The organism is Pseudomonas sp. Root562, from assembly GCF_001427125.1.
In the GTDB taxonomy this organism is placed as follows: Bacteria; Pseudomonadota; Gammaproteobacteria; order Pseudomonadales; family Pseudomonadaceae; genus Aquipseudomonas.
Window position 1 is genome coordinate 349,010 of record NZ_LMGK01000025.1, and the last position, 13,366, is coordinate 362,375.

11 protein-coding genes are annotated in these 13,366 nt (G+C 59.4%); all 11 read left to right on the forward strand.

The annotated features are described in order from the left end of the window. The first annotated feature begins 60 nt into the window (after nucleotides 1-60). The 11 genes from ASD60_RS25220 to ASD60_RS25270 all read left to right on the forward strand — a co-directional run bounded on the left by ASD60_RS25220 (nucleotide 61) and on the right by ASD60_RS25270 (nucleotide 13,350). A complete protein-coding gene (locus ASD60_RS25220) occupies nucleotides 61-828 on the forward strand; it encodes a metallophosphoesterase (RefSeq protein ID WP_056856591.1) in 768 nt (255 codons plus the stop codon). Between the two features lie 335 nt (nucleotides 829-1,163). Beyond that, nucleotides 1,164-1,982 carry an alpha/beta fold hydrolase gene (locus tag ASD60_RS25225; RefSeq protein WP_201783984.1) on the forward strand — a complete coding sequence of 273 codons (819 nt, stop codon included), beginning with the start codon at nucleotides 1,164-1,166 and terminating at the stop codon, nucleotides 1,980-1,982. A gap of 37 nt (nucleotides 1,983-2,019) precedes the next feature. Next, nucleotides 2,020-3,144 carry a sensor histidine kinase gene (locus tag ASD60_RS25230; protein WP_056856593.1) on the forward strand — a complete coding sequence of 375 codons (1,125 nt, stop codon included), beginning with the start codon at nucleotides 2,020-2,022 and terminating at the stop codon, nucleotides 3,142-3,144. A gap of 228 nt (nucleotides 3,145-3,372) precedes the next feature. Then, a complete protein-coding gene (locus ASD60_RS25235) occupies nucleotides 3,373-4,329 on the forward strand; it encodes an MBL fold metallo-hydrolase (protein ID WP_056856902.1) in 957 nt (318 codons plus the stop codon). A 109-nt stretch (nucleotides 4,330-4,438) separates the two neighbouring features. Beyond that, nucleotides 4,439-4,738: a hypothetical protein gene (locus ASD60_RS25240; protein ID WP_056856594.1), complete on the forward strand. Its 300-nt coding sequence runs from the start codon at nucleotides 4,439-4,441 to the stop codon at nucleotides 4,736-4,738. 161 nt (nucleotides 4,739-4,899) lie between these two features. Next, nucleotides 4,900-6,639, forward strand: a complete 1,740-nt coding sequence (locus ASD60_RS25245; RefSeq protein WP_056856595.1) for a dipeptidase — start codon at nucleotides 4,900-4,902, stop codon at nucleotides 6,637-6,639. Between the two features lie 211 nt (nucleotides 6,640-6,850). After that, on the forward strand, nucleotides 6,851-8,305 hold the full coding sequence (locus ASD60_RS25250) for a DUF3300 domain-containing protein (RefSeq protein ID WP_056856596.1): 1,455 nt from the start codon (nucleotides 6,851-6,853) through the stop codon (nucleotides 8,303-8,305). Between the two features lie 26 nt (nucleotides 8,306-8,331). Then, nucleotides 8,332-9,252, forward strand: coding sequence for a DUF2950 domain-containing protein (locus ASD60_RS25255; RefSeq protein WP_056856903.1), 921 nt, complete (start codon nucleotides 8,332-8,334; stop codon nucleotides 9,250-9,252). Between the two features lie 116 nt (nucleotides 9,253-9,368). Next, nucleotides 9,369-10,667, forward strand: a complete 1,299-nt coding sequence (locus tag ASD60_RS25260) for a sialidase family protein (RefSeq protein WP_056856597.1) — start codon at nucleotides 9,369-9,371, stop codon at nucleotides 10,665-10,667. After that, entirely contained in the window at nucleotides 10,664-11,281 is a 618-nt protein-coding gene (locus tag ASD60_RS25265; RefSeq protein ID WP_056856598.1) for a hypothetical protein, read from the forward strand. Before ASD60_RS25260 ends, ASD60_RS25265 begins: the two co-directional genes overlap by 4 nt. 32 nt (nucleotides 11,282-11,313) lie before the next feature. Next, nucleotides 11,314-13,350, forward strand: a complete 2,037-nt coding sequence (locus tag ASD60_RS25270; protein ID WP_056856599.1) for an LTA synthase family protein — start codon at nucleotides 11,314-11,316, stop codon at nucleotides 13,348-13,350. The last annotated feature ends 16 nt before the right edge of the window (nucleotides 13,351-13,366 follow it).

Consider the following 13,366-nt stretch of genomic DNA (forward strand, 5'->3'; position numbering starts at 1 on the left):
ACGGCTTGATCGGCTTCGATCTCGTGCGCTAGGTTCTATTGCAAATACAGGAGCTGACCCATGCGCATCGCCTTGCTGTCCGACATCCACCTGTCCGTCAACGCGATACCGTTTCCCGACGTGCAGGCCGATGTCGTCGTGCTCGCCGGGGACATCTCGCGGCCCGCTGCTGCCATAGAGTGGGCCAGGGCATGTCCTGTTCCGATTGTGTACGTGGCCGGCAATCACGAGTTTTACGGCAGTGACCTGATCTCGACCCATGAACAGTTGCGCACGTTGACGCAAGGCACACAGATCCACGTGCTGGAGCGCTCGGAATACATCCACCAAGGTGTGCGATTCCTGGGATGTACGTTGTGGTCCGACTATCGGCTTTACGATGACGCGCAAGAACGGGCGCATGGCATTGATCTGGCGACAGCGTTGGTGCGGGACTTCAGCCGCATCAGAATCTCGCCCGATTTCGCAGACCTGTTCAGCCCGGCGGTGTCGCAGTTGATTTTTCTGCAGACCGTTGCCTGGTTGGATGACTGTTTCACCCGCGACAGCACCACGCCCACGGTGGTGATTTCTCACTTCGCCCCGACTCGGGCAAGCATCAGCCCGATGTTTGCCGAGTCGCCGATCAATTCGAGTTTTGTCTCCGACCTTGAGCAGCGGATCAAGGCGTGGCAACCGGCCCTTTGGCTGCATGGACATACCCATGGCAGCTTTGATTATCGGGTGGGCGATACCCGCGTTGTGTGCAATGCCCGGGGCTATGCGAAAGAAGGGGTCAATGAGAACCCGGAATTTGATCAGGCGTTGGTCATCGAGCTGCCAGTCTGAATCACTTGCAGCACGCCCTCGCCCGGCCGCTTTTCATACCAAAGCGTTAGTTTCAAACACCCATGTCTGGTGGTCAGTGCCCTGCTTGGCCGATAAATTTTCCACAGCCGTGGAAACGTACTCGGGCCTTGCAGGTGCCCCCTCCTCCAGAACCTACATGAGTAATGACGATGACTGACGAGACAAACGGAACCACACGTCGTGGCTTGATCACCACCGGCGCCATGGCTGCGGCCCTGGCGGTGACCCTGCCTGCGCTGGCAGCGCAGCAGACACAGGGATCGGCAACCGCCGCTGCGCCGGGCAAAAGCGACGGTCATGCCAGTGGCTCGGGGATGCTCACCGTCAAGGACGGTACGCAGATTTTCTACAAGGACTGGGGCAGCGGCCAACCGATCGTGTTCCACCACGGCTGGCCACTGTCCAGCGACGACTGGGATGCGCAAATGCTGTTTTTCCTCAGCAAGGGCTTCCGTGTCATCGCCCACGATCGCCGTGGTCACGGTCGGTCCTCTCAGACCGCTGTCGGCAACGAAATGGACACCTACGCCGCCGACGTCGCTGAACTGATGGCGCACCTGAACATCAGGAATGCCGTGCACATCGGTCACTCCACCGGAGGCGGTGAAGTGGCCCGTTACGTGGCGCGCCATGGCCGTGGTCGCGTGGCCAAAGCGGTATTGATCGGCGCGGTACCACCGATCATGCTGCGCACTGCGAAAAATCCGGGCGGCATTCCAATGGACGTCTTCGATGGCTTGCGCAAAGCCGTGGCGGAAAATCGCACGCAATTTTATCGCGAGTTTCCGAGTGGGCCGTTCTATGGGTTCAATCGCCCCGGCGCAAAACTGTCCGAAGCGATCGTCGACAACTGGTGGCGCCAGGGTATGAATGGCGGGGTCAAGGCGCAGTACGATTGCATCAAGGCCTTTTCGGAAACCGACTTCACCGACGACCTGAAAAACATCGAGGTGCCGACCCTGGTGTTGCACGGTGAAGACGACCAGATCGTACCGATAGCCGACTCGGCGCACCTGTCGATCAAACTGCTGCGCCACGGCACGCTGAAAACCTACCCCGGCCTGCCCCATGGCATGTGCACGACCCATGGCGACGTGATCAACGCCGACCTTCTGGCGTTCATCAAGGCTTGATGCCCTTGGGCTGCGGCAGCATCGCAAGAGCCGGATCATGCTGAACGTCATGTCCGGCTCCCCGCGCGTCAGGGCAAAGTGCCTGGCGCTTTGGGCAACTACCTTCGCGATATTCATCGTCGATACCCTCACGGAACTGGATATCGCAGTGGCAGTGCTTTATGTCCTGGTCATCATGATGGCCATGGGCACATGCTCGATCCGCGGGCTGCGTCGGGTTGCACTGATCTGTGCGCTGCTGACGGCTGCCGCGTTCTTTTTTTCTCACCTCGATCATCCGTTCAGTGCCGCGCTGGCCCGTTGCGTTGTCAGTCTGACGGCCATTGGTATTGCCACCTGGCTGGCATTGAAAAATCGTCGCACCCGCGATGAACTTCAGGAGCAATTCAGTTTGCTGGCCCATACCCATGATGTCGAAGCGCGGCTGCATCGCGCGCAAATCGAACTCGCCCATATATGCCGAATCACCACGATGGGCGAGCTGTCAGCGTCGATTGCCCACGAAGTGAATCAGCCCCTGGCCGCGATAGCTTCCAGTGCCGAAGCGGCCCAGCGCTGGCTCGACCGCCCGAGTCCCGATCTCAAGGAAGCCGGCGCCGCCATCGCCAGGGCGGCCAGTAATGCGCGTCGAGCAGCCGAGGTCATCAAGCGTATTCGTGATCTGACTCGCAAAAGCGATTCGCTCTACGAAGAACTCGATCTGCAATCGGTAGTAACCGATTCGCTGGCCCTGCTTGACCGGGAAATCCAGAGCCATAAGGTGCGAGTGGCTTGCTCGTTTGCATCCCCGTCGCTTTGGGTGTCGGGCGATCGAATCCAGCTACAGCAGGTAGTGATCAACCTGATCATGAACAGTCTGCAGGCCATGAACGGCCACAAGAGTTCACCCCGAGAGCTGCACGTGCGAACTTATCGGCAAGAGAGTCATGCAGTGGTGGAGGTGCAGGATAACGGCCCGGGAATTGATCAACATCATCTCGCGCTGCTGTTCGATGCGTTTTTCACCACCAAGGAAAATGGCATGGGGATCGGCCTGTCAATCTGCCGCTCTATCATCGAGTTGCACGGTGGATGCATCCGGGCAGACAGTCAGCCCAACCTGGGCGCGACCTTCTCGTTCTCCCTGCCGGTTTCCCCAGCCAACGGCCAACCATCGAATTAACACCGAGCTGATCGTCCATTAATCTGCCAACCGTGCTGTCCGGCGCGCAGCACTTCGACCTTTGGTTGGGAACGATCACGCTAAAGCCCTACGGTTCTATACCTGCGTATGGTATCGAGCGCGGTGCGTCGATATGCACACTCTTTCTCCAGGCGATCCGTCGCTTTCGCAGCGAACAATCGGCATTGGCCAACGATTTTTTTTGACCCAGGCAATCGGAGAATGAGCATGACAACGCATCTGGATTACCCATCCCAAAAGGCTGGCGCACATCAGACAGGCAATGGTCAGCAGCAGCCAGGCTTGCTTGACACCGAACTGGTTCCTTCGCGCTATGCCGTGCGGGTCGGCGAGATTGACGTGCTGGTGATCAGCGATGGTGTCCTGCCACTGCCGACCTCGACGATGTCTACCAATGCCGACCCCGCCGCCCGCGCCGCCTGGTTCAAGGACATGTTCCTCGGGCCGGACGCGTTCGACTGGGCGCTGAACGTGCTGGTGATCCGCAGCGGCGACCAGACCATACTCGTCGACGCAGGCCTCGGCGGGCAGTTCCCAGGGTTTCCAAGGGCCGGGCAATTTCCCAAGCGCCTGCAGGCCGCCGGCATCGATCTTGGATCCGTGACCGATGTGGTGATTACCCACATGCACATGGACCACATCGGCGGCCTGCTCGTCGACGACGTGAAGAACAAGTTGCGGCCAGACGTGCGCATCCACGTGTCGGCGACTGAAGTCGCTTTCTGGGAGACACCTGATTTCACCCACACCGACATGCCGGCGCCGGTGCCGGACGTGCTGCGCGCCACCGCCAACCAATTCATCAACGATTACCGCAGCAACGTGCGAACTTTCGAAGACCAATACGAGGTGGCCCCGGGCGTCGTCGCCAAAGTCACCGGTGGCCACACCCCGGGGCACTGCGTGGTCTACGTGAACTCCGGTGGCGAACGCTTGACCTTCGCCGGCGACGCCCTGTTTCCGGTGGCCTTCGAGCACCCCGACTGGCACAACGGCTTTGAACATGACCCCGAGGAATCGGTTCGCGTTCGGGTTCGACTGATGCAGGAAGCGGCGGCGAGCGGTGAACTGTTTGTCGCCACGCACCTGCCGTTCCCTTCCGTTGGCCGCGTAGCCATCGACGGCAAAGCGTTTCGCTGGGTAGCGGCGTTCTGGGATTACTGACCGTTTGCTGGTGCATCCGGCCTCTACAATCAAATAGAGGCCGGACGGTAAGCCTGATCCCGTCTAAGCTGAACGATACACATCTGAGCCTCTTCACAGGGGAAGCGCGATGACGGGTAAACACACGCACCACTGCTCGTCATGGCTGCTGCCTTGCCTGCTCGCCATCAACCTGGCGCTCACCGCCGGATGTTCGAGCAAAACCGCCACGGCTCGCTATTCGTCCGCAACCATCGGTTCGGCCTGCTATGCCAAAGCCCTTCCCACTGTCGGCGAGGGTGGCCTGGCCTGGGGCGACACCCTGAACATGGCTCGCCAGAAATCGATGAGCAATTGCGCACGCTATGCGGGACGATCCGGTGGTACGCCAAGTACCTGCCAAGTGGTGCTGGCGGAATGCAAGCATTGATAAATCGGATGTTTCGTTTCTGCGCCGCTTTTGCATTTCTGTGCGACAGATCCCACTTAGGGGGCTCCCGTTTCACACGCTCGCGGTGTTAGTTTGGGAACGTTTCTGATTAAACGATCAGATATTTCCCACACACTGCCTGCAAAGGAATGCCCCCAGCAATGGACTTTTCACTCAAGCACCTGGCCGCGACCACACTGATGATCGCCAGCCTGTCGACGTTCACCTCCGCTGCCCACGCCAACATCACACCGCAACAGAGTGCGATCATTCTCAAGGCTTTCAATGATGCCTCGGTCAAGGATTTCCGGCAGTTCCTTGGCAGCCTGGCCAAGAGCGATATCGCCAAGGCCGACAATCTCGGACCTGCTATCAGCGCCTTCCTGAACAACAAGGCACTGACGGCTGAGCAACAGAACGAAATCCATCGTTTGCTTGGCCTTTATGCGCGGGTGAAATACGGCAGCGCGGCGACCGAAACCTTGAAGGAACTGGTGGCCATCCCGACCGTACGCGTCGACGGTGTGGAACAACATGACAACCCTGAATTCATCAAGATCGCCGATAAGATCAAAGGTCTTGCCCAGGCGTTCAACCTGAACTTCCGCAACATCGACAACCGCGTTTATGAAATCTCCCTGGAAGGCAATGGCGATGAAGTCGTGGGCATTCATGCCCATGCCGACGTGGTGCCGGTGACCCCGGAGAACTGGGTCTTGCAGGATGGTACCCGCCTCGACCCGTTCAAGGTCACGCTGATCGGCGACCGCATGTATGGCCGTGGCACCGAAGATGACAAGAACGGCATCGTAGTGGCGATGTACGCGATGAAGATCATCAAGGAAGAGAAACTGCCGCTGGCGAGAAACTTCAAGCTGCTGGTCGACACCACCGAAGAAACCACGGGCGATGCCATCCCCTACTATTTCGAACGCAACCCGACGCCCAACTACAACCTGGCGCTGGATGGCGGCTATCCGGTAGTGATCGCCGAAAAAGGCTACGGCACGGTCATGGCCAGCTTCGCCAAGCGTTCCGGCCAAGGCAAAGGTGCCGAAATCACCGCCATGACCGGCGGCCTGGCCACCAACCAGATTCCATCGACATCGGTCGCCACGCTGGTGACCGACCAGCCCGCGGAACTGGCCACCAGCCTGCAAAAGGCCGGCAGTGAATATGCCCAGCGCAATGGTGGCAACTTCGAGGTCGCCGCCAAGGTTGTTGGCAAGGACGTCAAACTAACGGTTACCGGCGTGTCTGCGCACTCCTCCGAGCCCGAATCCGGAGTCAATCCGGTGGCGAGGATGCTCGATTTCATCAACGGCCTCGACGGCAAGGTTGCGCTCAAGCACAACCACATCACTGACGCCGCTCGCTACGCGGCCGACAACTGGGGCCTGGATTACCTGGGTGGCAAATTGGCGGTCGGGTTTTCCGATGAGTTCATGGGGCCGCTGACCACTTCCCTGACCTATGTCGGTGAGGATGAAAAAGCGTTCAAACTGGCGGTCAACCTGCGCGTGCCGAAAGGCAAATCCCCGCAAGTGCTTAAATCGGAAATCGCCGGGAAGCTCGACGCCTGGAGCAAGAAAAGCAACATCGCTGTGGCCTTCGACTACTCGATCGCCGAACCGATGTATCGCAACCCTGAAGGGGAATGGGTCAAGGCCCTGCTCGCCGTGGCCAGTGAAAACCTTGGCATGGAACACAAGTTCGGTACCTCCGCTGGCGCCACCTCGGTGCATGAACTGCCCAACGGTGTGCAATTCGGCCTGGCAATGCCAGACGTCAAATACACCGGCCACAACGATAACGAATTCAAGACTACCGAGCAGTTTTTGCTCGACTTGCAGATCGTCACCGAAATGATGGGCCGTATCGGTCAGTTGCCGAAACTCTGATGCACCTTCGGACCCGCCGTTCTGGCGGGTCCATTTTGCGCACCACCGCGCAAGATCTCAGAATATTGTTGCGCAAGGCATGGCAAATTCCGGCTGACTGCTACGATTAAAAAGCGCCAACGAATTGAGGTCTGCCGCCTGCCAGGTCGGTATTGACCTCGCTGAACTTGATCCACTCATTCCAGGCCTGCCCGACCCCAGGGAGGGAGCAATGCGTATTCCATTGTTTTACGCGATGTCGGCATTGCTGCTTTTAAGCGCAGGTCCTTGCCTGGCGCAAGCGACGCAGACAACCGCACCGGCCCCGGCAAACGCTGCCGACACCGCGCCCGTAAAAGAGGCGGTGTTCAATCAAGAACAACTGGATCAAATGCTGGCGCCTATTGCGCTTTATCCTGATCCCTTGCTGGCGCAGGTGCTGATGGCGACCACCTACCCTGGCGAAGTCGCCGAGGCCGTCACTTGGTCCAAGGCTCACCCGGATGCCAAGGGCGATGATGCGGTCAAACAAGTTGCGAACCAGACCTGGGACCCGAGCGTGCAGGCCTTGGTCGCCTTTCCGCAGGTGCTGGCCACGCTGGGCCAGGACCCTGTCTGGGTACAACGCCTGGGTGATGCCTTCCTGGCGCAGCCCGACGATGTGATGAACGGCGTGCAACGCCTGCGTCGTCAAGCCCAGGCGGCGGGCAACCTGCAGAGCAACCAGTATCAGAACGTCACGGTTCAAGCGCCTGCGCCCGCACCCGCCTCTGCCCCAGCCCCGGCCCCGGCCAGCAGCACGTCCACCATCATCATTCAGCCTGCCGATCCACAGGTCGTGTACGTGCCCACGTATAACCCGACAACCACTTACGGCACCTGGGCCTATCCAGCGTCGCCTCCCGTGTACTACCCGCCACCACCGGCCTATTACCCCGGTTCGGCATTGATGGCTGGACTGGCGTTCGGCACCGGTGTGGCGATCATCGGTTCGTTGTGGGGTGATTGCGACTGGAACGACAACGACATCGACATCGATGTCGACCGCTATAACAACATCAATCGCAATAACCAGATCACCAATAACAAGTGGCAACACAACGCCGTTCACCGCGATGGGGTGCCTTACCGGGACAGCCGCAGCCGTGAACAATACGGCCGCCAACTGAGCGGTGCGAATCAGCGTGATGCCTATCGAGGCGACAACGCGCAACGCGCCCAGGCACGTGAAAAAGCCCGTAGCTCAATGGACAGACACGGTATCGAACGCCCCGCCACCAGCAATCGCGAAGCCCGCGATCAAGCCCGCCGAGCCCAGTCGGACAACATAGCCGGCAACCGCACGCAGTCCGGCGCAGACCGACCAAGAACGTCTGACAGAGCCCAGAACACCGCCAGGAATACTCGGGAGAATCAACAGCCCCGTAGAGACGCCGGCCAGGTCAATCAGCGTTCACAAGACCGTTCACAAGTGCGCCAGACGGCGCAGAACAGACCGGCCGCCAGTGCAGGCAGTGCCCGCAACAACGCATTTGCCGGCGCACGTTCACCGTCTCAGAGCAATGTACAAGCGGCTCGTGGCCGAGCCAGCCAGGCATCTGCCATGCGCCCCAGCGCGGCGCGGTCTGCCGGCCACCAGATCAGTCGGCCATCCGCACCAGCGCGTCAAAGGGGGGGCCGCCGTTGAAAAACCATCGTCGCGTAAAGGCCTTCATGGGCTTGTTGCCACATGTCCTGGCAATCACCACCGGCGTTGTCTGGTCGTGCATGGCTATGGCACAGCAAGCGTTTCCTACACCCGAAAAAGCCGCGCAAGCATTCGTCGAAGCACTGGGCACGGAACACGCCGATCAGGCGCGCCTGACAGAACTGCTCGGTGACGACTGGCGCAGTTACATCCCGCGTGAAGGCGTACAACGCAGTGACGTGGATGCGTTCCTCAAGCAGTATCACGAGCAACACAGCATTGAAAAAACCAACGAGCGCAAGGCGCACCTGGCCGTTGGCAGAGATCACTGGACGCTGCCTATTCCCATGATCAAGAACGCCAAGGGTTGGCATTTCGATCTCAAGGCTGGCAGCGGGGAAATCCGCGCACGCCGAATCGGCCGCAACGAACTGGCCGCCGTGCAATCGGTGCTGACGTACCACGACGCCCAGATGGACTACGCCTCAGTCGATCACGATGGTGATGGCGCCCTCGAATACGCGCAGAAGATCTTCAGCACTCCCGGCCAGCACGACGGCCTCTATTGGGATGACGACGACAGCGGCCAGATCAGCCCGCTGGGGCCGTTGTTCGGCAAAACCATTGCCGGCGAAGACTGGCACGGCTACAACTTCCGCATCCTCGATGGCCAAGGCCCCTCCGCACCGGGTGGCGCCTACAGTTATCTCATTGGCGACAAGATGAGCCGAGGCTTTGCCCTGATTGCCTGGCCGGCGAAATACGATGACACCGGGGTCATGAGTTTCATGATCAGCCATGATGGCCAGGTGTTTGAAAAGGACCTCGGACCCGGGGGCGAGAAATTGGCAAGAGCGATGAAGCGCTTTGATCCGGATGACAGCTGGAAGGAAGTGACCGACGATCAGGAGCAGATCGGATCCACCGCTGCTCAAGGCCTCCACTAGCGTCCTAGAGCCTCCAACACATCTACTTACAAATGAGTGGCTCGCTGAAATCCTGATCGCCTACTACAACTGATAGGTTATCGCGCTTTATTGGGCCAAGAGATGCCTAGCCTTATATGCGCATCAAACTTCCCGGTGTCCCTGCCGTCGGTGCTTATTTCGCACTGGTGTGCATCTTTGCGACCGCATGGTTCCTCAACCCTGCCAGTACTCATTCTTCTTTTGCCCTGATGAAACCGGCGATGGCGGTGGCCAATCAGGTCGCCAAACCCATCTACACCAGCCGTTTTGCCTCGTCCGGGCTGGTCGACTTCGTGCATTCCTCGGCCGTCACCGCTTTGCCTGACGGCAGCCTGATGACCGCCTGGTTCGCCGGCTCGCGCGAAGGCGCAGCCGATGTAGAGGTGCGTTCCGCCCGTTTCGACGCGAAAACCGGTGAGTGGGGTGCAGAGCAAGTCTTGGCCACACGCCATTCAACCCAACAAGGCACCCAACGCTATATTCGTAAACTGGGCAATCCGGTGATCGCCCTGGCGCCGGATAATCGTCTGTGGCTGTTCTATGTCTCCGTATCCATGGGCGGTTGGGCCGGCAGCGCGGTCAACGTGATGGTGTCTGACGACTTTGGCAGACAGTGGTCCGCTCCGCGCCAACTGATCACGTCGCCCTTCTTGAACATCAGCACGCTGGTCCGCTCGGCGCCGGTATTTCATGCCGACGGCTCGATCGGTTTGCCGGTCTATCACGAGTTCCTGGGCAAGTTTGCCGAATACCTCTACCTGAGCGCAGACGGCGATGTAATCGACAAATACCGCATCAGCCACGGCAAGAATTCATTGCAGCCGACGGTGGTCCCGCTCGATGGACAGCGCGGTATCGCCTTGTTGCGATATGCCGGCAACACCCATCACCGTGTACTCGCCACCCGCACTGAAGATGCCGGACAAACCTGGAGTGAGCCTTATCCGCTCGACCCATCGAACCCCAACTCTTCGCTGGCGGCCGTGGCGACACCCGAGCACGGCTTGCTGGTAGCACTCAATGACCTGCAGGAGGGTCGTTTCAAGCTGAGTCTGTATGGTACCGATGCCAAGATGGACGACTGGCGCTCGTTGCGCGACCTGGACAAATCACCTGACCCAGCGGGGGCTCCGTTTTCGCCGCAGGCCTACAAGGAAATCATCGGCAAGGAATTTCGCGGTTCCAGCGGCGCTCTGCGCCAACCGTTGGAGGCCAAGTTCCTGAGCAATCTCGACACCCGTGTCTGTTCCCCCCTGGGATGCGAGTTTGAATACGAATACCCCTATTTCATCCGCAGTCCCGACGGTATGTATCACTTGGTCTACTCCTGGAACAACACCTTCATCAAGCACGTTACTTTCAACGATGCGTGGCTGTCCGAGCGTCTCAAATGATCAATCTCTGGCAAGCCCACGTCAGTTTCGCGATGATCATTTTTCTGTTGTTGCCATCGTTCGGTTTAAACCGCCATGGGCGGATCGCCCTGCTGGTGGCCTTGTTGGCCGCCAGTTTCATCCCGCTGGACGGGCTGTCACTGGCCGTGTACTTGCGCAGCCACATCGATGACCTGGCGATCACCACATTGGTATTCATGGCATGGGGCTGCTTGCGCCGGCTCGACATACTGCCGCCTACGCAGCAGAACAAGACCGGCGTATTGATCCTGTTCGCGGTGTTGGGGCTGGTGCTGTATCCGGCGACACTGGGGCTCAGTGATCTGGACCCTTACCGTTTCGGCTACAGCCCGCGACCGATGCTGGTTTTCTTCGCGCTGCTCACACTGGGCCTGTATTACCTGCGCAACCCTCTGGCCGTGGCGATGCTGGCCAGCGCAACCCTGGCCTTCATCGCCGGGATAAAACCTTCGCAAAACTACTGGGACTACCTGGTTGATCCGCTGCTGGGTCTGTACTGCTGCGCTGCACTTGTGCTGCTTTTCACGCGCGGACTGTATGGCCGCCTGAACAAGTGGCGAGTTCCGGCACGCAACGTATCCCGGTCTCATTAAGCTTCGACGACATTATTAACAGGGGAACATGGATGGGTTGGCTGCAATCGAGACGTCTGCACTACTGGCTGGGCGCCACAGCGATACTGTTTGCGCTGTTTGCCCTGCTACGGGTGATGTTCTTTTCCGGCTTCTCCGGGTTCGACGCCAAAGCGCTGTCCGGCGACGATGCCGTCCTTGAAACCTTGGGCATCGGCTTTCGCTTCGATCTGCGCCTGGCCATCCTGGTGATGCTGCCGCTGGCCCTGCTGGCCTGGATTCCGCGCTGGAACCTCATCGGCAGTCGCCTGCTGCGCTGGGTCGCACGCCTGTACATTGTGCTGGCGCTGGGTGCCCTGCTGCTGGTCTACATCATCGATTTCGGGCACTACGCGTACCTTGGCATGCGAATCAATGCCACCGTTCTGCGCTTTATCGAAGACGCACAAATCTCCCGTGACATGGTCTGGCAAACCTATCCGGTGGTGTGGATTACCCTGGGCTGGCTCGTCACGCTGGCACTGGTGACACTGGCCCTGGTTCGTCTGGAACGCGTGACGCTGGACCGCGACCGCAAATCGATCCACCCGCTCTCTGCCACATGGGGCGGTGCGGTGATGGTGGTGTTGGTATTGCTGGGCATTCTGGGCCGTGTCGAGAACATGAACCTGGAAAACCCCGTCCCGCTGCGCTGGAGCGATGCCTTTTTCTCGGGCAACAACCAGATCGCCGCCCTGGGGCTGAATCCGGTGATTTTCCTCTATGACACGGTCAAGGTTGGACAGTCCCGCTATGACGAAGCGCAGGTGCGTGAACACTATTCGGTCATGGCCAACTACCTGGGGGTCGATCAGCCTGACCCGCAATCGCTGAATTTCGTCCGCCACCAGGCGCCTCAGCCCTACAAGGTAGCGGGGTCACGACCGCCAAACGTGATGTTCGTCATGCTTGAGTCCCTGGGCACCAGCGCGGTCGGTGCCTATGGCAACCCGATCAATCCGACCCCCAACATCGATCGCCTGGCCACCCAGAGCTGGTTCTTCAAACACTTCTACGTGCCGGTGACCGGCACCGCCAAAACCGTTTGGGCCAGCATTACCGGGGTGCCTGACGTCACGCGTCAGGAAACCGCGACACGCAACCCGTTGATCACCAGGCAGCACTCAGTGATCAACGCCTTCACCGACTACGAGAAGATCTACACCATCGGCGGCAACTCCGGCTGGGCCAATATGAATGCCTTGATTCGCCAGAGCATCGACGGTGTTCGCCTGTTTGAGGAGCGTGACTGGAAATCGCCGGTGGTGGACGTCTGGGGCATTTCCGATCTGGACCTGTTCAAGGAAACCGACCGGATCCTGCAAGCGCTGCCCAAGGACAAACCGTTTTTCGCTTATGTACAGACGGCCGGTAACCATCGTCCTTTCACCATTCCCAAAAGCAATGATGGATTCGAGGTCAAGCACCCTACCCTCGAAGAAGTCCAGGCCGCTGGCTCGCGCAGTGTCGAGCAATACAACGCCGTGCGCCTGCTGGACTTCAACATCGGACGCCTGATGGAAATCGCCAAAGCCGGCGGTTACTACGACAACACCATTTTCGTGCTGTTTGGCGACCACAACACCCGTATCGCGCAGATCCCTTACCTGGCCCCCGCTTATGAGCAGTTGGGTCTGGAAAGCAACGCCGTGCCCATGATCATCCACGCCCCGGGTCTGCTCGGCTCGCGCAAGGTCGAGGAAGCGGTGGGCCTGGTGGACTTGCTGCCGACCGTGGCAGGCATGGCCGGTCTTGAGTTCCGCAACGGCGGCATGGGGCGTGACATCCAGCAGCCGGCGCCCGAAGGTGAGCGTGTGGTACCACTGGTATTGCGTGAGGGAACGTTCCCGTTGATTGCTGGCGTAACTCAACATTACATGGTGCAAATGGAACACGACGGCAGCTCGCCAACACTCCACGACCTGGCCTCGATGACCCCCACGGACAACGTCGCCGAACAGAATCCGGAAGAATTCAAACGCCTGGTGCAGCTGACCCGCGGCATGCATGAAACCTCGCGCTTGATGCTCTTTCAAAACGTGCGGGAGTAACCCTCCAAACCCTGTG